This is a genomic window from Roseateles sp. PN1 (genome assembly GCF_038419725.1).
Lineage (GTDB): Bacteria > Pseudomonadota > Gammaproteobacteria > Burkholderiales > Burkholderiaceae_C > Paucibacter_A.
Map to the genome: position 1 here is coordinate 225,386 of NZ_JBCARA010000003.1, position 20,815 is coordinate 246,200.

Here is a 20,815-nt window from a genome sequence, read left to right on the forward strand (position 1 = left end):
GAATTCCGACACATTTCTCTGGAACAAGCTAGGCACCCGTTGGCTGCAAAAAACGATTTGCCGCTGTGCCCTTCTACAATCGGCCCCATGAATTCCTCCTGCGCTCCCGAAAGGGCGCCCGCCGCCGCCGCTGAGCCGCGCCGCGCCATCCGCGAACTTCCCGATGAACTGATCAGCCAAATCGCCGCCGGCGAGGTGGTGGAGCGCCCGGCTTCGGTGGTGCGCGAGTTGGTGGACAACGCGCTGGATGCCGGTGGCTCGCAGATTCAGGTCAAGCTGATGGCCGGTGGCGTGCGCAGCGTGGTGGTGGAAGACGACGGCCTGGGCATTCCTTTCGAGGAGCTGCCGCTGGCGCTCAAGCGTCATGCCACCAGCAAGATCCGCTCGCTGGACGAGTTGGAGTCGGTTGCCACCATGGGTTTCCGGGGTGAGGCCCTGGCCGCCATTTCCTCGGTGGCCGAAATGGCGGTGTCGAGCCGCTTCGAAGGTGCGCCACACGCCCACCGCCTGGATGCCCGCTCGGGCGAGTTGCAGCCGGCCGCGCGTGCCCGAGGCACCAGCGTTGAGGTGCGCGAACTCTTCTTCAGCACGCCGGCGCGACGTAAGTTTTTGAAGACGGATGCCACCGAGCTGGCGCATTGCGTGGAGTCGGTACGCCGCCACGCCCTGGCCCGGCCGGATGTCGGCTTCACGGTCTGGCATGAGGGCAAGCTGGTCGAGCAGTGGCGCGCCGGTAGCTCCGAAGCTCGCCTGCGCGATGTACTGGGCGAAGAATTCATGGCCGAGAGCCGCGCCGTGTTCGCCGAGACAGGCCCGCTGCGCATCTATGGCCGCGCCGGTCTGCCCGAAGCCGCGCGTAGCCGGGCCGACATGCAATACGTCTATGTGAACGGCCGCTATGTGCGCGACAAGCTGATCGCGCACGGCATCCGTTCCGCCTACGAAGATGTGCTGCACGGCCATCGCCAGCCCTGCTATGTGCTGTTCATCGACGTCGCGCCCGACCGGGTGGATGTCAACGTGCACCCAACCAAAATCGAAGTGCGCTTTCGCGATGGCCGCGAGATCCACCAAAGAGTGCGCTACGCGGTGCAAGACGCCCTGGCCTTGTCGCGCAGCAGTGAGCCTGTGGCAGCCACACCATCGGCCGCCGATCTGCAAGCCGCCCAACTGGCTGCCGCCACCGCGCCAGGCCAGCGCCCCAGCCCCGGCAACCCGCCTGCCTGGTTCGCGGCCAATGCCCCGCAGGTGCAGGTGCAGGAGCCGGCTGCGCCCGCCTACGGCGCGCCTGTGCAGAACCAGGCCCCGAGCGACTGGCGCGCACCGATTCACAACTCACAGCAAACCGGTTTGGCCCTGGCCGAAGCGGCCACCTTGTTTGGCGGCCGCGATTTCAGCGGCAGTTTGAACACGCAGTCGCTGAGCACCAGCACCGCGCCCGCGGCCAACGCCGCAGCAGCCGCCCTGCCCGACCATGCCTGGCCTTTGGGCCGCGCCATTGCGCAAATTCAGGGCGTTTACGTGCTGGCTGAAAACGCACAAGGCTTGGTAATCGTTGATATGCACGCCGCCCATGAGCGGGTGGTGTATGAGCGACTCAAAGCCAGCCTGGGCGTGGCGGCCATCGATTCGCAGCCCCTGCTGATTCCGGTGACTTTTGCCGCCACCGCGACCGAGATCGCCACGGCCGAAGCCCATGCGTCCACGCTGGAGCGTTTGGGCTTGGATGTGGCCCCGCTGTCGGCCAAGATGCTGGCCGTGCGCGCACGCCCGGCCGCGCTGAGCGGCGGTGATGTGGTTGACCTGGTGCGCAATGTGTTGGCCGAACTGAGCCAGTTCGATGCCAGCCATGCGATTGAGCGCGCCCAGCATGAAATTTTGGCCACCATGGCCTGCCATGGCGCCGTGCGTGCCAACCGGCAATTGAATTTGGATGAAATGAATGCCTTGCTGCGCGATATGGAGCGCACCGAGCGGGCCGACCAATGCAACCATGGTCGACCCACCTGGCGCCAACTGAGCATGCGCGAATTGGATGCCCTGTTTTTGCGCGGACGTTGAACCCTTTCATTCAGCTGTTTTGCGTATGTTGTTCTTTGTGATGATGGAAACCCCGGAGGCGTGATGGCCACTTTGAAACTCAATAAGAAAAATGCAGGCCCGCCCGGTTCCAGCAGATCCCGAAATGCCGATGGCGAGAAACGCGCGCCGATTCGCGGCAAGGGCTTGTCGCGTCCGCGCCAAAGCCTGGAGCGTGCCCAGTCCGAACGCCAGGAGCGCCAGGCGCAGTACGAGCAGCAGCGCCCCCACGGCGGCCCGCGCAGCGATGGCCCCCGTGGTTCTCACGGCCCTCACGGTCCGCTCGGATCACATGGCGGTGATCGCCCTGCCCGCCCCGGGCGTGATGAGGGCCCGCGTTTTGAAGAGCGCCGCCCCGCCCGTCGCGATGATGCTCCATCCGGCCCCTACGCCCAGCGTGGCCCCCAGGGCGGCGCCGGTGGTGGCAACTTCGGCCGCCCGAACGAGCGTGACGCACGTGGCCCGCGCGGCCCGCAGTCGCATGGCGGCCCGCGTGAGCAATACCCGCAGCGAGACGGACGTCCTTCCGGCGGTGGCTACCCCTCCCGCGATGAGGGCCCGCGCTTTGAGGATCGCCGCCCCGGCGGCTACCAAGGCCAGCGCCAGGACAGGCCTTACTCACAAGGGCCCCATGGCCCCGCGCAAGGCATGGGCCACGGCGGCCCACGCGGCCCCGGTGGCTATGGCCAGCGGGACGAGCGTCCGCGCTTTGACGAGCGCCGACCGCAAGGCCAGCAAGGTGGCTATCAAGGCCAGGGCTCGGGCAACTACGGCCGCCCACCGGCTGATCCGCGGGACAACCGTGGGCATTGGGATTCGCGCGATTCACGTGAAGCCCGTGAATCACGCGACTATCGTGACAATCGTGGCCCGGCCGATCAAGGCGGCCAACGCCGCGACGGCAATAGCTTCAACCCCGGCCCGCGCGGTGACGCGCGCCCGGCATTTGACCCCCGCCGCGACGGCAATCGCGACCAACGCCAGGACCAGCGCCGCGCCAGCGGCCCGCGCCCGGACGACAACTTCCGCCGTGACGGTGGCGGCGGTTTCAACCAAGGCGGCCAACGCTTTGAGCAACGCCCGGCCTACGGCCAGCAACGCGCCAACCCGACGCCGCGTGGCCCAAGCGCCGCTGAGCGCGCCGGCCAGAACCTGCCCGAGCATCTGCGTGAAGCAGCGGCCAAGCTGCGCCGCCAACTCGGCGACAGTGCCGATGATGACGAAGACGATGGCGACGACGAGCGCATCTTGCGCAGCGACGCCAATAGCGAAGGCCTGCGCCTGTCCAAGCAAATGGGCTTGCTGGGCATGGCCTCGCGCCGCGAAGCGGACGAGTGGATTGCGGCCGGTTGGGTGCGTGTGGATGGCAAGTTAGCCGTTTTGGGTCAGCGCGTCAGTCCCGACGCCAAGATCGAGATCGACCAACTCGCCAACAAAGAGCAAGCCAAGCGCGTCACCATCCTGATCAACAAGCCCATCGGCTATGTCTCCGGCCAGGCCGAAGACGGCTACGAGAACGCGGCGACCCTGATCAAGTCCGACAACCACTGGGCCGAAGATCCTTCGGGCATCAAGTACCACATCGGCCACAGCCGTGGCTTGGCACCCGCCGGCCGGCTGGACATCGACTCCACCGGCCTGCTGGTGCTGACGCAAGACGGCCGCATCGCCAAGCTGCTGATCGGTGAAGACTCGATCATCGAGAAAGAGTATCTGGTGCGGGTGGAATACCAGGGCCGTGACGGCCAGTCCGCGCCTGCCGCACCGGCCGAAGGTGCGCCCAAGATCGACACCAGCAGCCTGCTGCCCGCAGCCGATCTGGCCCTGCTTCAGCATGGGCTGGAGTTGGACGGCGTGAAGCTCAAGCCGGCCAAGGTCAGCTGGCAGAACGAAGACCAGCTGCGCTTTGTGCTGCGCGAAGGGCGCAAGCGCCAAATCCGCCGCATGTGTGAGCAGGTTGGTCTGAAGGTAGTTGGCCTCAAGCGCGTGCGCATCGGCCGCATCAATCTCGGCAACTTGCCGGTGGGCCAATGGCGCTTCCTGACGCCTTGGGAGAAGTTTGATTAAATGACTCTGACCCCAATTAGAGGGCCGGTGTGTCTGGCCGGGCCGACGGGTAGCGGCAAAACGGCGGCAGCGTTGGCGATTGCCGAAGTCTTGCCGGTGGAGATCATCAGCGTCGATTCGGCGCTGGTCTACCGCGGCATGGACATCGGCACCGCCAAGCCCTCCGCCGCCGAGCAGGCCTTGGTGCCGCATCATCTAATCGACATCATCGAGCCCACCGAGGCCTATTCGGCCGCGCAGTTCGTCGCTTCGGCGCGCAGCTTGGCGGACGAGATCCTGGCCCGCGGGCGCCTGCCCTTGCTGGTGGGCGGCACCATGCTTTACTTCAAAGCCTTGTTCGAGGGCTTGAGCGATATGCCGCAGGCCGATGAGGCCCTGCGTGCCGAGCTGGACGCGCGCGCCGCGCAGCAGGGCTGGCCGGCCATGCACGCCGAACTGGCAAGACTTGACCCCATCACGGCAGCACGCCTTGCGCCCGCTGATTCGCAACGCATCCAGCGCGCGCTGGAGGTCTGCATTTTGAGCGGCCGGCCCATGAGCGAGCTGCACCAAAGCCGCAGCGAAGGCGTCAACTGGCCTTTGCTATCGCTGGAGCCGCAAGACCGCGCCTGGCTGCACAAGCGCCTGGATCAGCGCTTCGCGCAAATGCTGGATGCCGGCCTGGTGGACGAAGTGAAAACGCTACGCGCCCGCGGTGATCTGACGGCTGATTTGCCCTCCATGCGCTGCGTGGGCTACCGGCAAACCTGGGAGTCTTTGGATAGCGGTGATTTCTCTACCCTTGTGGAGCGCGGCACCGCCGCCACCCGTCAACTGGCCAAGCGTCAGCTGACCTGGCTGCGCAGCATGCCGCAACGCCAGGTAATTGCCTGTGATGATGCGCATGCCCAGCTCCATGTGCTGGCGGCCTTGCAACGCTTGCTGCGCGCATGATTCTGCAGGCCCAAGGCTTGGCCAAGGCCTATGGCGACACGCCGGTTTTCAGCGGCGTGGACCTGCAAATCCGCAGCGGTGAATTGCTGGCCCTGGTGGGCGAATCGGGCAGCGGTAAATCCACGCTCCTGAATTGCCTGGCCGGCCTGGATGAACCCAGCCAGGGTCGGGTCTTGATCGAAGGCGCGGATCTGAGCGCCATGAACGAAGCGCAGCGCGCCCTGCTGCGCCGCGCCAAACTCGGTTTTGTATTCCAGGCCTTTCATGTGCTGCCGCATCTCAGCGTGGCGGACAACGTAGGCCTGCCGCTTTTGCTCTTGAAGCAGCCCGACCCGGCGCGCGTGCACGCCATGCTCGAAGCGGTGGGCTTGGGCTCGCTGGCGCAGCGCATGCCGCGCCAGCTTTCCGGCGGGCAATTGCAGCGCGTGGCCATCGCCCGCGCCCTGGTGCACCGCCCTGCCCTGATCTTGGCCGATGAGCCCACCGGTAATCTGGATGCGCGCCACGCCCGCGAGGTGCTGGACCTGCTGCTGGCCCAGGTGCGCGAGCAAGGCACAGCCTGCTTGCTGGTAACCCATTCCGAAGTGGCCGCCGCGCGCGCCGATCGCAGCTTGCGCCTGAACGAAACCGGTTTGCAGCCTTGCTGACCTGGCTACTCAAGCTCTCCTGGCCGGCCTTGCGGCATCAAGCCGGCCGCCAACTTTTGGCTTTGTTGGCCATCTGTCTGGGCGTGGCCCTGAGCTTTGCGGTTCACCTGCTCAATAGCAGCGCGCTGGACGAATTTGGCCGGGCAAGCGCCAGCTTGAATGGTCAGCCCGACCTGGTGCTGCGGGCCGCGGACGGCGGCGGCTTGCCCGAATCTCTTTTTGCCCGCGTCGCGCAAGACCCGGCCATCAGCCTGGCCGCTCCTGTCATCGAAGGGCAGGCGCAGCTGCGTGATGCCAAGGGCCAGCCCTTCAATCTGCGCCTGATCGGCTGGGATGCCTTGGCAGCTGCGGTCATGAATCCGCAGCTGCTGCCAAACTCCGGCGCCAAAACCTCGGGCGGACTCACCGCTTTGATCGACCCGCAGCAGGTCTGGCTCAATGCCGCAGCCCTACAGCGCCTGGCACCAGCCGCGCGCGAGCGAGGCCAAGCGCTGACACTGAGAGCCGCCTCGGCCGACAACGGCCAGGCCCTCAGCCTGGACTTGAATCTGGCCGGCTCCGTCTCTGCGCCCGGCTCACCCCTGGCGGTGATGGACATCGCTGCCGCGCAACTCCTGCTGAGCCGCCTGGGCCGCATCGACCGCATCGATCTGCGTCTGCATAACACCGGCATCAGCCCACAAGCTTGGTTGGCGCAGCAAAGTTGGCCGGCCGGCATCAGCGCCGCGCCGCCGCCCGACGAAGGAGCGCGCTTGAGCGAGTTGACGCGCGCCTACCGCGTCAATTTGAGTGTGCTCTCGCTGATGGCCTTGTTCACCGGCAGCTTGTTGCTGTTTTCGGTGATGTCGCTGTCGGTGGCGCAGCGCTTGCCGCAGTGGGCCTTGCTGGGCGTCTTGGGCATGACGGCGCGCGAGCGTGCGACCATGCTGCTGAGCGAGGCGCTGCTGCTCGGGCTGATCGGCTCCGCGCTGGGCTTGCTGCTGGGCTGGGGCATGGCGCAGCTGGGCTTGCAGGTCTTGGGCAGTCAGCTGGGTTTGAGTCGCAGCCATGCCACCTTGGCGTTTGAGCAACTACCGTGGGGCGCCGCCGCGGCCTTTGGTGCCTTGGGCGTGCTAGTCAGCCTGCTCAGCGCAGCCTTGCCCGCCCTGGAGCTGCGCCGCTTGCCGGTGGCGCAGGTGCTCAAAGGCCTGGGCAGCCAAAGCGCGCTCGGGCTGCCGGCGTGGCTAGGCCCCAGCCTGCTCACGCTTGGTTTGGGGCTGGCGATGTTGCCGCCCTTGCCGCGATCTTCCGGCTGGGCCGAGGTGCCGCTGGGGGCTTATGCCGCCATGCTGAGCCTCTTGCTTGGCGGCATTGCCTGCGTGCCGCAATTGCTGCGCCTGAGCATGCGTGCGCTAGCGCATTGGCCGGGCGCAAGCCGCTCCGCCTTGCTGCTCTTGGTGCGTGAACGCGCGCGTGATCAGGCCGGTGAGGCCAGCCGGGCTTTGGCCGGCGTGCTGGTGAGCCTGAGCTTGTCGGTGTCCATGCTGGTGATGGTGGGCAGCTTCCGCCTTTCGCTGGACGATTGGCTATCGCGCATGTTGCCGGCCGACCTCTATGTGCGCGCCAGCTTGGCGACAGGGCTAGACGGCCAAACCGCGCCGCTGCCGACCGAGTTCGTCGAGGCGGTGTCTGCCAGTGGGCTCAGCGAGCACCTGCAGCCGCAACGCAGCGACCGAATACAGCTGCAAGGCAACAGCGAGCGCTTTGCCCTCATGGCCCGCCGGATTGACGAAGCCCGACTGCCCTTGCAGGGCGACTTGGCCCGCCCTGAGCCGCAGGGCACGGGCAAGCTCGGCAAGATCGCAGAGCAAGACCTGACCCCCATCTACATCAGCGAAGCCTTGCGCGACACCCTGGCCCTGCGCCCGGGTCAGCGCTTGATGCTGCTGCAGCCGGGTGGGCTGAATGAGAACGCCGCAGCCAGCACGCCAGGGGCCGAACAAAAACCAGGCCTGCCCGCCTATGTGCGCGGCGTCTGGCGCGACTATGCACGCCAGTCCGGCGCGGTGCTGATGCCTTTGGACGCCTACCAGCGCTGGCGCGGCGACACCCGCATCACCGAGTTGCTGATCTGGCTGCCCGAGGGCCAAACGGCCGGGCCGGCAATTCGGCGCCTGCGCGCAATAGCGGCGCAGCCGCAAGACATCGAGATTGCCGAGAGTGCGGACCTGCGTGAGATGTCGATGAAGATCTTCGACCGCAGCTTTGCCGTCACCGTGTGGCTGCAAGCGGTCACGCTGGCGATTGGTTTGTTTGGCATCGCTGCGGCGCAGTCGGCCCAGATGTTGGCGCGCAAACGCGAATTCGGCCTCTTATTGCACCTGGGCTTTTGCCGCGCCGATGTGTTGCGCCTGCTCTTGCTGGAGGCTGGCCTGCTGTGTGCGGTCGGCGCGCTGGCGGGCCTGAGCCTGGGCCTGGGCTTATCGGCCGTGTTGGTTTGGGTGCTCAATCCGCAGAGTTTTCACTGGAGCATGGACATGCATATCCCCGTCGCCCGCTTGGCTGCGCTGGCCGGCGCCATGTGGCTGGCGGGTGTGGCGGCAGCCTGGTTGGCGGGCCGCCGCGCCGCGAGTGATGCGGCAGTCCATGCGGTGAAGGAGGATTGGTGATGCGGCGCCGGCAAGTTCTGCAGGGTTTGTCTGCCAGTTGGCTGGCGGGGCAAGCGCCGCTGTCTCTGGCTACGGCACCAAGTTCCACTGCCCTCAGCTTCCCGCGCGACTTCGGCGCTCACCCCGGCCACAGCCTCGAATGGTGGTACCTGACCGGGCTGCTGGCGCCCCAAGCGCAAGAGCGCCCTGCCTTCGGATTTCAGCTGACTTTCTTTCGCCTCAAAGGCCCAGCCCCAGCCAATCATCCGAGCGCCTTGGCCGCAAAGCAGCTGTTGATCGGGCATATCGCGCTGAGTGATCTGCGCAGCGGCAAGACCTGGCACGCGCAGCGCAGCGCCCGCGCCGGCCTTGGCATCGCCGAAGCCAGCGAAAGCGACTGCGCCGTGCATCTGCGTGATTGGCAGCTGCGGCGCCAGGACTTGAGCCCAGGGCGCAGCCGCTACCAAGCTCGTTTTGGCGGTGGAGATAGCAAGAACGAACAAGGTTTTGCCCTGGACCTGCAGCTGCAATCCACACAAGCCTTGCTGCTGCAAGGCGAGCAAGGCATCTCACGCAAGGGCCCACAAGCCGCGCAGTTCAGCCAGTACTACAGCCAGGTGCAATTGCTGACTCACGCACAGCTGCGCTTGGGCAGCCAGCGCCTGGACTTGCAAGGCCGCTCCTGGCTAGACCATGAGTGGAGCCATAGCTTTTTGGGCGAGGCGGGGGCCGACCGCGCCGTGGGCTGGGACTGGTGCGGCATCAATTTGCTGGACGGTGGCGCGCTGACCTTGTTCCGCTTGCGCCGCGCCGACGGCTCGGTGCTGTGGAGCGGCGGCAGCTGGCGCCGGCCCGATGGCAGCACGTTCAACTTCCCCAACGGCGTGCTGCAAATGCAAGCCCTGCGGCATTGGGACAGCCCGCAGGGCGGCGCCCGCTATCCGGTGGAATGGCAACTCAGCACACCGGTGGGCCAATGGCGGCTCAAGGCCATCAGCCAAGCCCAGGAAATCGATGCCCGGCTCAGCACCGGCATGCGCTACTGGGAAGGGCCGGCTGAACTGCTGCCAGCCCAGGGCGGCCCAGCGCTGGGCTATGGCTACCTGGAGATGACCGGTTATGCGGGCGGCATGAATCTGCCTTGAGGCCCCCAGGCAAGCACGCCAGCACGCCAGCACGCTCAGTGGGCGCCTCCGGCATCCACTGTTGTGGCACCAGTCAGCTTGGGCGGGCGGTTGGTCAGCCAGATGGTGGAGATCAGCAGCACAAAGATCATTGCCGAGGCCAAAAAGATGTCGTCGGCCGCGCGGGTGAAGGCTTGCTGATCGATCAGCCGATTGATCTGAGCCAGCGCCTGGGTTTCACTCAAGCCCCCTGCCATCAACTTGCCCAGCGTCTCGCCAGCAATCGGGTTGGCCAGGCTCAGTTGTTCCACCATGTGATGGTGATGCAAGGTGGCACGGCTCTCCCACAAGGTGGTGGCGATCGACGTGCCCATGGCGCCGGCGGTGATGCGCACAAAGTTAGATAGGCCGGCGGCAGCTGGCAAGCGGTCCGGCGTGATGCCGCTGAGCGTCAAGGTGGTGAGCGGGATGAAGAAGAAGGCCAGCGCCGCACCTTGCAGAATCGTCGGGATCATGATGGTCGCGAAGTCGGTCTGCGTGGTGAAGTTGGAGCGCATACCGAGCACCACCGCGAACATCACGAAGGCAAAGCTGGCCATCCAACGCGGGTCAAAGCGGGCCACGTTTTTACCTGCCACGGGCGACAGCAAAATCGCCAGCACGCCCACCGGCGCCAAGGCCATTCCTGCATCAGTCGCCGTGTAGCCCATGTACTGCTGCAACCACAGCGGCAACAGCACCACATTGCCGAAGAACAGGCCATAAGCCACCGACAGCGTGGCCGCACCGAAGACGAAATTGCGCCGGGCGAACAAGCGCAGATCCACCACCGGGTGCTTATCCGTCAACTCCCACACCACGAAGAAGGCAAAGCCCACTGCGGCGGCCACGGCCAGGATTTGAATCTCGCCGCTGGCGAACCAGTCCAGCTCCTTGCCCTTGTCGAGCATGATTTGTAGCGCGCCGACCCAGATCACCAGCAAGGCCAGGCCCACCCCGTCGATCGGCAGCTTCTTGATCGCCGTCTCACGTTCGCGGTAGATGCTCCAGGTCAGGAAAGCGGCGAACAAGCCCACCGGCACATTGATGTAGAAGATCCAGGGCCAAGAGACGTTGTCTGTGATCCAGCCACCCAGCAAAGGCCCCACCACGGGTGCGACCAGCGTGGTCATGCCCCATAAGGCCAAGGCCGTGCCGGCGCGCGCCCGCGAATAGCTGGCCAGCAGCAAGGTTTGCGAAAGCGGAATCATCGGCCCAGCCACCAGGCCTTGCAGCACCCGGCAGGCCACCAGCATTTCCAGCGAATGCGCGAAGCCGCACAGCCAGGAAGCCAGCACGAAGAGCAGCACGCTGGTGGTGAACAGGCGCACGGCGCCAAAGCGCTGGGTCAGCCAGCCGGTCAGCGGCACCGAGATCGCGTTGGCGACGCCAAAGCTGGTGATGACCCAAGTGCCCTGCACCGGGCTGACGCCCAGGTCACCAGAGATCGCCGGCAGCGAGACATTGGCGATGCTGGAATCCAGCACATTCATGAATGTGGCCAGGGACAGCGCGATGGTGCCCAGCACCAGGGCCGAGCCCTTCAGCGGCTCAGGCAATGCGTGCGGTGCGCTCATGGCTTAGGCGTGCACCTTGGCGACGGACTTGGCAGCAGGCTTAGCGGCCGGCTGGCCCAGATTGGCCTTGATGATGCGGGCCACATCGGCCTCGGCCGCGGCGTCCGCCTGGTCAAAGATGGCGGTCTGGCTAGCCGGCGCGCTGCGGGGCGCGTCCACCAGGCTCTTGCCGCTTTGGTCTTGCACATCCACCGTCACCATCATCGACAGGCCGACGCGCAGCGGGTGCTCCGCCAATTGCTTGGGGTCCAGCGCAATGCGCACCGGAACGCGCTGCACCACCTTGATCCAATTGCCGGTGGCGTTTTGCGCCGGCAGCAAAGCAAAGGCGGCGCCGGTGCCGGCCGACAGGCCGACGATCTTGCCCTGGAACTCCACCTTATTGCCGTAAACATCGGCCACCAGCTTGGCGCTTTGGCCGATGTGCAGGCGAGCCACTTGGCCTTCCTTGAAGTTGGCATCCACCCAGGCCTGCTGCAGGCCGACCACCGCCATCAGCGGCGCGCCAGCAGCGACCCGTTGGCCTAACTGCACAGAGCGACGGGCCACCCAGCCATCCACCGGCGCTTGCAAGCTGGTGCGTTGCTGGGCCAAAAAGGCCTCGCGCAGCTTGGCCGCGGCACGCTGCACATTGGGGTGCTGGGCCACGCTGGTGCCATCGGTCAGCACCTGATTGCTGCTGAGTTGTTCCTGCGCGGCTTGCTGCGCCGATTGCGCGGCGGCCAGCGTGGACTTGGCAGCGGCCACTTGGGCCAGGGCATGATCCAGTTCTTCACGGCCAATGGCGCCGCTGCTCAGCAGGGGCTGGCGGCGTTGCACATCGGCGCTGAGGCGGGCCAGCTCGCTTTGAGCGCGTTGCACATCGGCGTCGCGGGCGCGGATTTGCGCTTGCAGCGTGCCGTTATTGGCATACAGGGTGCGCACTTCACGCACGGTTTGCGCCAGTGCGCTTTGGGCTTGCTCCAGCGCCACGCGGGTGTCGGCGGGGTCCAGGCTCACCAGGGTTTGGCCGGCCTTGACGAAGTCGGTGTCGTCGACATGGACCGCACGCACCGTGCCGGCCACCAGGGGCGTGATCTGCACCACATCGGCGTTGACATAGGCGTTGTCGGTCACTTCGACCCGGCTGCCCACAAACCATTGATAGCCCATATAGGCCATCAGCCCGACCAGCACGGTCAAGCCAACGATGCTGAGGCCGCGTTTGCGGGTGGAGGACTTAGGCATAGCCGCCAAGGCCGGGGCGGAAATGGGGGAAGCCGAGTTGGCAGAGTCGCTCATGAATGTGGCTCTAGGTTGGCGTAAGTAGGTGTGGTTGGCACGCGCTGGGCCTGGCTGGCCGGCGTGCCATCTCAATGTTTGGTGTGTCTGGCTTGCGTCAGTGCGTCAGCGTTTGGGCAGGTCCTGCCAATCGCCGCCCAGGGCGCGCACGAGGCTGACCTGCGTATCCAGCTGCTGCGCATACAAGTCCAGCATCTGGCGCTGTTGCTGCAAGGCATTGCCGCGCGCGCTCAGCAGGGCCAACTTGTTGCCCAGGCCGGCTTCAAAGCGCTGGGTCTGCAATTGCCGCGAGGCCTCGGCATTGAGCAGCGCGGTTTGCTGGGCCTGCTGCTGGCTCTGCACCGACTGCAGGGCGCGAAGCTGATCGCTGGCCTCACGCACCGCTTCAATCACGGCGCCGTTGTAGGCGGCCACGGCCGCATCCAGCTCCGCGGCCGAGCCATGCAACTGGGCGCGCAAGCGACCGGTGTCAAACAGCGGCAGGCGGATCGAGGGGCCCAGGCCGTATTGCAAGCTACCCGGCTGCAAGAGCTTGTCGATGCCAATTGAGCTGAAACCCACAAAAGCATTCAGGCTGACATTGGGGTAGAACTGCGCCCGCGCCAGGCTGACCTGGCTGCTGGCCGCCTCAACCCGCCAGCGCGCGGCCACCACATCGGGGCGGCGGCCCAGCAGGTCCACGCCCAGCTGCGCCTGGGCTTCGAGGCCCAGATTCAAAGCGGCGGGCAGGCGCGGCGCCAGCTCACGCAGGGCCGCGGCCGGCTGCACGCTCAGGCTGGCCAGCTGTTGACGCAAGGCGGCCGCTTGCTCGTCCAGCAAAACGCTTTGGCGCTGCAGCTCGGGCAAAGGTGCTTCGGCATTGCGCTGATCTTGGCCGTTATCCAAGCCGGCGGCAACGCGCTGCTGCACCAGGCTGAGGGTCTCCTTGCGCTCGGCCAGCTGGCGTTGCAACAAGTCTCGCTGCGCCAAGGTCCGGGCCAAAGCCAGATAGCTGCGAGCCACTTGGGCCGACAAGCTCAGGCGCGCCGCGGCTTGGTCGGCTTGCGCTGCCCGCCCCTGGCCCAAGGCCGTGTCGAGTTCCGCCTGGTGGCGGCCGAAAAAGTCCCAGTCATAGCCAACACCCGCCTGCAGTGTCGAGGTGGTGCGCAGGCTGCCGCCGTACGGTGGCGGATAGAGGCTGTGCTCGGGGAAGCGCTGGTAAGTCATGTCCAGGCCGGCGCCGACCACCGGCTTGTCTGCTGCCTGAGCCTGCTCCACCTGAGCCGCAGCGCGGTCCATGCGGGCACGGGCCACGGCCAAGCTGGGCGAGTTGGCCAGGGCGCGTTCGATCAGGGCATCGAGCTGCGCATCCTTGAAGGCCTGCCACCAAGCTTGAGGCTGGGCCAGTTCTGGCGCAGTCGGGCTGCTGGCTGGCTGGCTTGGGCTGGACAGCCCGACCTGCTCGGCTGAGATCGCTTGTGCCGCGGGTTTGAGGGTCGGCACTGGGGCACAAGCCACCAGGCTCAGGGCCGCTGTCATCAGCAGGCTAAGGCGCATTGTCATAGGAGGTCGTCATTCGAGCTGGGGCCAGCTGCGCTGCTGTCGCGCAAGGCATCGCCGTTATCAATCATTCGTCGCAAAAAACTCAGCAGCAAGCGCCATTCCTGTTCGCTAAAGCCCTTCAGGTGAGCGTTGAACACGTCGGACAAAACGGGGGGCAGCTCCGCCGTGACGCGCTCCCCTTCAGCGCTGAGCGACACCGTGACCACGCGGCGGTCTTCTTCGCTGCGCTCACGGGTCACAAAGCCTTTGCTCTCCAGGCGGTCGAGTAAGCGGCTCAAGGCACCCGCATCCACTTCCAATTCGCGCACCAGGGTCACGGTGGAACTGGGACCGCCGAAACGCAAAGTGACCAGGGCGGCCCATTGCGTGTGCGTCAATCCCACATCTTGCAGGCGCAACTCCGCCTGACGGGTGATGGACTGCTTGAGCTTGCGCATCAACCATGCCAGGCTGTCTTCGCGGCTATAGCTTTCGGCCCGGTAGAACTGGGGGGACGCATCAGCGGTTTTCTTGGGCACGGCGACGGCATTTGTTTAGCAGGTCCCGCAATTTAATTGCCTAGACAATCATTGTCAACGCAATGATTTCAAGCCACGCATTGGAAAAGGGTTTCTGCGCCAACCCGTCAGTGCAAGGTCATAGCCCGCCCCCTAAACTGCACCCATGCCTGCATCCAACCCAGCCCTGAGCGCTAACGCCCCCCTGCCCGCAAATAAAGCCACCAGCGACGTCAAGCCGACCGGCAAGCCCCGCTCCTTGAGTGGACTGGCGCCTTTTTTGCGGCCTTACCGCTGGCGCATTGGCGCCGCGCTTGTTTTCCTCACACTCGCGGCATTGGCCACCCTGGCCTTCCCACTCGCGCTGCGTGGTCTGGTGGATCAGGGCATGGTCAGCGGCGACCCGGGCAGCCGCTTGATGGCCATGCGCGAGCATTTCCTGGCCCTGTTCGGCGTCGGCGCGGCCCTGGGCGTGTTCTCAGCCCTGCGCTTTTATATGGTGACTTGGCTGGGAGAGCGGGTCACGGCGGACCTGCGCAACGCGGTCTACAGCCATGTGATCCGCCAAAGCCCCGAGTTTTTTGAAACCACCCAGACCGGCGAGGTACTGAGCCGCATCACCACCGACACGACCGTGGTTCAAACCGTTGTGGGCTCGAGCTTTTCGATGGGCTTGCGCAGCCTGGTGATGGGCGTGGGCGCCATGGCCATGCTGGTGGCGACCAACCCCGTCGTGATGTTGCAAGTGCTGGGCATTTTGGTGCTGGTTGTGGTGCCTGCCGTCTACTTTGGCCGGCGGGTGCGCAAACTCAGCCGGGCCAGCCAGGACCGTGTGGCCGACACCAGCGCGATTGCTGCCGAGGTGCTCAATTCCGTGCCGGTGGTGCAAAGCTACACCCAGGAAATTGGCGAGGCCAGCCGTTTTGCCCAGGCCAGCGAGAACGCCTTCGAGACCGCGCGTAAACGCACCAAGATGCGCGCCGGGCTGGTGGCCTTCATCATCACCGCCACGTTTGCCGCCCTGCTGTGGGGCTTGTACATCGGGACCCAAGCGGTGATGGCTGGGCGCATCACCGCCGGGCATCTGGGCCAGTCGGTGGTCTATGCCATCTTGATGGTCAGCAGCGTGGCCGTCTTGGCCGAGGTTTACGGCGATGTGCTGCGCGCGGCGGGCGCCACCGAGCGCTTGATGGAATTGCTGGCCAGCCGCTCACCGGTGGCGGACCCCGCCCAGCCCCTGCCCTTGCCCCAGTTAGCGGGCGGGACGGCACTGCGCCTGCAGAACCTGCAGTTCAACTACCCTTCGCGGCCCCAGCAGGCAGCGCTGCAGGACTTCCATCTGGACATCGCGCCGGGTGAAACCGTGGCCCTGGTCGGACCCAGCGGCGCGGGCAAGAGCACGGTGTTCCAACTGCTCCTGCGTTTTTACGATGCTCAGCAGGGTCAGGTCTTGCTCAACGGCGTCAACACCCAGCAGTTGAGCCTGCATGATTTGCGCGCCAGCATCGGCCTGGTGCCGCAAGACAGCGTGATCTTCTCCAGCAGCGCGCTGGAAAACATCCGCTACGGCCGCCCCGACGCGACCGATGAGCAAGTAATGGCAGCCGCCAAGGCGGCCTTTGCCGATGAATTCATCCGCGCCCTGCCCGAGGGTTATCAAACCTTTTTGGGTGAGCGCGGCGTGCGCCTGTCAGGCGGCCAGCGGCAGCGCATCAGCATTGCGCGCGCGATGCTGAAGAACCCGCCCCTGCTGCTGCTGGACGAAGCCACCAGCGCGCTTGACGCCGAGAGCGAACGCATGGTGCAAGCCGCCTTAGAAGCCGCGATGCAAGACCGCACCACACTCGTGATCGCCCACCGCCTGGCCACCGTGCAGCGGGCCGACCGCATCGTGGTGCTGGAGCATGGCCGCATCGTCGAGCAAGGCACACATGCCGAGCTGACAGCAAAAGGCGGGCTCTATGCCCGCCTGGCGGCCCTGCAATTTGACGCGGGCTATTGATCGATTCTTGTTTATCGAATCGTCAGCCTCTGCGCCGCGGGCTCAGTAGCCCTGAGCAGCCGACGCCGCGGCAGCGCTGGCTGCAGCTGCGGCCGCTTGATCCGCGACCTGGCCTTCGCGAGTCTGCACCACCACGCCGGGCGAGATCGAGATGTCATTGGTGACGGTCACGCCGGTCACGTAATTGCGGGTCTCGCCAAAGCAGCTGGTGGGCAGGCCCACTTTTTGTTCGTAGTGCAGCGCCACCCGGCGACCCATGACGGCATTGAGTTCCGCGGCAACCTTGTCGTCCCGCACCGTGAAAGTGAACTTCTCCACTTGCGAGGTGCCGGGCAGCGAAACCAGCGCCACTTCGCCTTCCCAGGTCTTGCAGATCCAGCCCTTGTATGAAAGCTTCTGGATCCAGCCGGCGCGCTCCCCCGAGGAATAGCTCCAGTTCAGCACAAAGGCGAAATACGCCGCAATCAGCAGCACCAGCACAAGCAGGGGAAGAATCAGTCGTTTGAAAATCATGATGGGTGGTTGGTCGGTAGGAGCCGGATTGCGCCAATGACACATCGGCCGCAAGAAGCGCATTGGACGCGATTTTTGGCCGCTGCTGCGCCCGCCCCGGCGGCGATGACGAAAAAAAGCCAGGGTTCAAGTCAGCTGAGGACTTGAACCCTGGCTTGTGCCAGGACAGCTTTCGCTTACTTGGCTTGCACCGGCATAGGCGCCGTGGCTGCCAGCGGGAACTTGGCAAAAGCCGCTGCCACCGCGATATCGATGGCTTGCTTCAGCTGCTCAACGTCTTTTTGCGTGACGCTGTCAGTCACAACAGCCTCCCAGACCATCTGCTTGCGGGCCGCGTCGATCAGGTCCACATTGAGCGTGCCTTCCTTGTAGCTGCTGACCTGGTCTTGATACATCGGCCAGGTCGAGTACATGCCGGAGCGATAGCCGTAGTAGCTGCGGCTCATACCAACACCCATGGTCGGCATGCTGGTGACCATCAGCTTGTCATTCAAAGCCGCGTTGAAGTTGATCAAGAGCTGCGGCGCATTCGGCTCGTACTTGAGGCCACGCGCCTCCAGCTCACGCTGCGACGCCGCCTTCAGGTATTGCGACACGATGCTTTGATAGCCCCCCTTGTCGGTACCCAGCGGCGAGGCAAAGCCGAAGGTTTTGTAGCTGACGAAGTCGGTGCCTTGCGCAGCGTTCGCCTTGACCTCGGGGCCGCTGGCGCAGCCCGTCAGCAACAAACCCGTCGCCAGTAGTCCGGCGCTCAGCAGGGAGGAAATGGAAAACTTGGGCGCAGTGTTTGTCATGACAGGGCTCTCCTTCAAACGCTCATTGAATCAATAAGTGAATTACTTGACGGCGCGGCGTTCCACGCTGACGGCGGCGGCCTCGATGAACACGGCACGCACTTCCTGGCCCACTTTGATCTTGGCCAGATCGACGTTGTCAGGTGCCTTGACCGTGACGATGCGCTTGACACCGCGCAGCTTGACGGTGCGCGCTTGGCGGTCAATGCCTTCAACAACGGCCAGTACTTCGACCTTGCGGCCGGCGACAGCACCGGGCAAGCCGCCAACGCTGCTCTTACCGTCGCTCATCGACTCAATCTTCTCGCGGATGCCGGTGGTTTTGGCCAGCGGCTCCAGCTCAACAGCCACAGCGGCGGAATAGCGAATCACCAGGCCATCACCCACCCGCACTTGCTCGAAGTTAGGAATCGAGGCCGGCACGTCAACGCTCAAAAGCTTGCCCTTGCTGGTGCGCAAAACGATGCTGCGATGAACCTGATCCAGCTCCACCACTTTGGCATGCAATTCAAATTCGCCGCCCTTGGCGCGGACGTTATCGGCGGACAGGGTCGCCACGCTGCCGCTAGCCTGGGCTTGCGTCAAACCTGGCACAGCCACGCTACCCACCAGGGCCAGGGCCAGGCTCAAAGCCTTCACGCGCGAAGAAATACTTGTCATTGCAAAAACTCCCAGTAAAAAAATGCTCTTAGGGCAGCGCCTGTGGCGGCCTGCCTGGATGATTCATCAACAGCAAAAGCTTAACGCAAGTACACGGCCTCAAAACGAGCCAAGACTTGTTGCTCCGCATTCCGCAGCTCCAGCTGCTGACCTTGTAGGCGGTAGCTCGCCACTTGGGCCAGCATGGCATGCACTTGCTGCTCCAGCGCCATGGCCGCGGGCGCGCAGGCCATCATGGTGCCGGCAAGCTGGCCAAATTTGAGCTGCCCAGCTTCGCCTAAGCGGTAGCTGCCCATCAAGCGGTTGCAGCCTGAGAAGCCGGCCACGCGCTGGTCTTGCGCCAGCAAGGTGATCTGCACCTCGCGGCCTTGCTCCTCAGGGCGCGGCACGGCCTTGCCTTTGAGCTCCAGCAGCTTCCAGTAGGTATTGGTCAGGCTGGCTGATGCGGCAGTTGCCGCTGTTGCCGACGCTGTTGCCGACGCTGGTGATGCGGCCGGTGATGACGCAGCCCCGCTGGTTTGATAGTCCGGCGGCGCCTTCATGACGGCCCGAACGGCACATCGCCCCTCGGCTTCGGCACTGATGACTTGATCCACCCAAAGTTGTTCGCCAGCGCCCGATGGCCCAGTACCCAAGCCCTGCAAATGCCCATCGATCTGCAGCAGCAAAGGTGCGTCCGACTTGCCACGCAAGCGGCTGAACTCGACCCTCAAGGCTTCGAACGCGCCCGATGCCGTGGCTACCGGCCAACTCAGGCCGCTATCGCAATCGGTGAATCGGGCGGCGTCGCCGCGCCATTGCAACTCGCCCCGCCAGCGCAAAGTCTCGCTGATGGGATCAACTTGGGCCACAGCTCGCAGGACCGAGGGAGATGCGGACACGATGGCCTTGCCCTCCGGGCTCAACCAATTCAGCTCAGCGGCTTGCGCGCCGGACGGCTTGCTCAGGGCCAAGACGCGCTGCGCTAGGCCTGAGCGCAAGAGCAGCTTGCTGCCGCTATCTTGGCTGCTCCAGCGGCCATGCTCCAGAAACGGCCCGGCCGGTTTACCCAGATAGAAGCTACGCAGGCGGTAGAGGCCATCGGGCCTGAGCGTCAAGGTTTGGGCAATGCCTTGGCAATCGGCACAGGGCACGATGCCAGCGAAACTGGCCGGCAGGGCAAAGCCCAGATCAGCGCCTAATGCTGCGCCGTCGGCTTGGGGTCTGTTGGCAGGAACAGCCTGCAACAGCAAATCTTGGCGCTTGGGCGCGCCTTGTGTCAGCACCGGATAGTGGCGGGTGCTGGTGAAGCGCATCTGCCCGTCGACAAAAATAGTGGCGCGAACGCCGTAACGGCGGCGGGCATCGACTAGTTCAGGGGCAAGCGGGATCGCGAAGGCCAGCGGCACTTGCTTGCCGCCCAGCACTTGCTGATGTTCGGCCAGTACCTTGGCCGGCGCATCCATCAGCGAGACGTCTTCCACCTTGACTATCAGCACCGCACCCGGCGGCAAGGCGATGCGTTCGCGGTAGCTGGCGCTGCCTTCGACCATCAGCGCTGGGGCGGCTGCCGTCTGGCTTGGCGCGGCCTTATCGGCGGCCACAACGGCCGCAGCCTGCGTGAGCAGCGCGAACGCCAAACAAACGGAGGACAGCGACATAGCGCCGCCAAGAGTTTTGCCTCGGCCCTGCCGAGTCCCCAAAAAATCATTCCAAGCACGCGCGCTGCGTTTGCTCATTGCCTAGCTCCTGCTCCATTCATCCAATCACCTGAGCTTAGCGCCGATCTGTGTCAGCGGGCGGCTTGGGCTTAGGGGTACGAGCGCGTGCAAGGGTCGACGCGGGCGCTATTCAATATGGCTGCTGAAGCGATCGAACACCAGCCGACAAGCGACATGACTCAAGTCACGCCGGCGTGGAAAAAGCCCGCAAGCCGTTAGCCTCGCAAGCAAGGGTCGGTTCCAAGCCCTGGCCTCGCTTGGCAGGCCTGGCCCACGGCTCAAGGCTCAAGGCTCAAGGCTCAAGGCTCAAGGCTCAAGATCCGGCCCGAGCAGCTTCCACTCCCCGTTGGGCTGTTTGCAAAAGTTGAACACGCCTTCGCTGATCATCTTGCCGAACTGATTGCGCACACGCAGCTTGCGGCAGGCCTGCCCCTTGTCTTGGTAGCGCGCCAGGCCCCAGACGGCGCCCGAGGCGCGGGACTTGTCGTTCTTCCAGGCCTGCTCTTGCCCTTCGGCCTCGGCCAGCAAGGCTTTGTCGATGCTGGCTTGCAGCAAGGCTTGATCGGCAGCGTTGAAGCGGGTGAAGGGGTTGTCCCGCATGACCTTGAAATCGCCAGCAGCGTACGCGCTCAAGCTGGTGGCGGCGATCAGGATCAGAGTGGCAAATTTGGTTTTGATGATGTCACCTTTGGGCGTAAGTCTGGGCCGATGGCGGCCAATGCGGCTAAGGATA

At 64.9% G+C, this 20,815-nt stretch carries 16 protein-coding genes; 7 read left to right on the forward strand and 9 right to left on the reverse strand.

Features of this window, described 5'->3' with window-relative positions; genetic code table 11:
• Nucleotides 1–87 precede the first annotated feature (87 nt).
• From mutL to AABB87_RS06130, 6 genes are all read left to right on the forward strand, one after another.
• Nucleotides 88–2,061 (forward strand): DNA mismatch repair endonuclease MutL, encoded by a 1,974-nt coding sequence (gene mutL, locus AABB87_RS06105; RefSeq protein ID WP_341970435.1) that lies wholly within the window; start codon nt 88–90, stop codon nt 2,059–2,061.
• A gap of 63 nt (nt 2,062–2,124) precedes the next feature.
• Nucleotides 2,125–4,146, forward strand: a complete 2,022-nt coding sequence (locus tag AABB87_RS06110) for a pseudouridine synthase (protein ID WP_341970436.1) — start codon at nt 2,125–2,127, stop codon at nt 4,144–4,146.
• A complete protein-coding gene (miaA, locus tag AABB87_RS06115; RefSeq protein WP_341970437.1) occupies nt 4,147–5,079 on the forward strand; it encodes a tRNA (adenosine(37)-N6)-dimethylallyltransferase MiaA in 933 nt (310 codons plus the stop codon).
• Entirely contained in the window at nt 5,076–5,726 is a 651-nt protein-coding gene (locus AABB87_RS06120; protein ID WP_341970438.1) for an ABC transporter ATP-binding protein, read from the forward strand. Before miaA ends, AABB87_RS06120 begins: the two co-directional genes overlap by 4 nt.
• Nucleotides 5,720–8,374: an ABC transporter permease gene (locus tag AABB87_RS06125; protein WP_341970439.1), complete on the forward strand. Its 2,655-nt coding sequence runs from the start codon at nt 5,720–5,722 to the stop codon at nt 8,372–8,374. The genes AABB87_RS06120 and AABB87_RS06125 overlap by 7 nt, the downstream gene beginning before the upstream one ends.
• On the forward strand, nt 8,374–9,498 hold the full coding sequence (locus AABB87_RS06130; protein ID WP_341970440.1) for a lipocalin-like domain-containing protein: 1,125 nt from the start codon (nt 8,374–8,376) through the stop codon (nt 9,496–9,498). Before AABB87_RS06125 ends, AABB87_RS06130 begins: the two co-directional genes overlap by 1 nt.
• Before the next feature lie 35 nt (nt 9,499–9,533).
• Here the strand turns inward: AABB87_RS06130 and AABB87_RS06135 are convergent, their stop codons facing one another.
• The 4 genes from AABB87_RS06135 to AABB87_RS06150 all read right to left on the reverse strand — a co-directional run bounded on the left by AABB87_RS06135 (nt 9,534) and on the right by AABB87_RS06150 (nt 14,434).
• Entirely contained in the window at nt 9,534–11,093 is a 1,560-nt protein-coding gene (locus AABB87_RS06135) for a DHA2 family efflux MFS transporter permease subunit (protein WP_341970441.1), read from the reverse strand.
• A gap of 3 nt (nt 11,094–11,096) precedes the next feature.
• Nucleotides 11,097–12,374 carry an HlyD family secretion protein gene (locus AABB87_RS06140; protein ID WP_341970442.1) on the reverse strand — a complete coding sequence of 426 codons (1,278 nt, stop codon included), beginning with the start codon at nt 12,372–12,374 and terminating at the stop codon, nt 11,097–11,099.
• Nucleotides 12,375–12,479: 105 nt separating this feature from the next.
• Nucleotides 12,480–13,916, reverse strand: coding sequence for an efflux transporter outer membrane subunit (locus tag AABB87_RS06145; RefSeq protein ID WP_341970443.1), 1,437 nt, complete (start codon nt 13,914–13,916; stop codon nt 12,480–12,482).
• Nucleotides 13,913–14,434, reverse strand: a complete 522-nt coding sequence (locus AABB87_RS06150) for a MarR family winged helix-turn-helix transcriptional regulator (protein ID WP_341970444.1) — start codon at nt 14,432–14,434, stop codon at nt 13,913–13,915. Before AABB87_RS06150 ends, AABB87_RS06145 begins: the two co-directional genes overlap by 4 nt.
• A 145-nt stretch (nt 14,435–14,579) precedes the next feature.
• On the opposite strand from AABB87_RS06150, the gene AABB87_RS06155 reads away from it, so the two are divergent.
• Nucleotides 14,580–16,415: an ABC transporter transmembrane domain-containing protein gene (locus AABB87_RS06155; protein ID WP_341970445.1), complete on the forward strand. Its 1,836-nt coding sequence runs from the start codon at nt 14,580–14,582 to the stop codon at nt 16,413–16,415.
• A 42-nt stretch (nt 16,416–16,457) separates the two neighbouring features.
• Here the strand turns inward: AABB87_RS06155 and AABB87_RS06160 are convergent, their stop codons facing one another.
• The 5 genes from AABB87_RS06160 to AABB87_RS06185 all read right to left on the reverse strand — a co-directional run bounded on the left by AABB87_RS06160 (nt 16,458) and on the right by AABB87_RS06185 (nt 20,715).
• Nucleotides 16,458–16,928 (reverse strand): hypothetical protein, encoded by a 471-nt coding sequence (locus AABB87_RS06160; protein ID WP_341970446.1) that lies wholly within the window; start codon nt 16,926–16,928, stop codon nt 16,458–16,460.
• A 176-nt stretch (nt 16,929–17,104) separates the two neighbouring features.
• A complete protein-coding gene (locus tag AABB87_RS06165) occupies nt 17,105–17,722 on the reverse strand; it encodes a DUF4136 domain-containing protein (RefSeq protein WP_341970447.1) in 618 nt (205 codons plus the stop codon).
• A gap of 42 nt (nt 17,723–17,764) precedes the next feature.
• Nucleotides 17,765–18,382 (reverse strand): hypothetical protein, encoded by a 618-nt coding sequence (locus AABB87_RS06170; RefSeq protein WP_341970448.1) that lies wholly within the window; start codon nt 18,380–18,382, stop codon nt 17,765–17,767.
• 80 nt (nt 18,383–18,462) lie between these two features.
• Nucleotides 18,463–20,022 (reverse strand): YbaY family lipoprotein, encoded by a 1,560-nt coding sequence (locus AABB87_RS23050; RefSeq protein ID WP_445944837.1) that lies wholly within the window; start codon nt 20,020–20,022, stop codon nt 18,463–18,465.
• Between the two features lie 366 nt (nt 20,023–20,388).
• Complete coding sequence (locus AABB87_RS06185) at nt 20,389–20,715, reverse strand: RT0821/Lpp0805 family surface protein (protein WP_341970449.1); 327 nt, start codon at nt 20,713–20,715, stop codon at nt 20,389–20,391.
• Between the last annotated feature and the right edge of the window lie 100 nt (nt 20,716–20,815).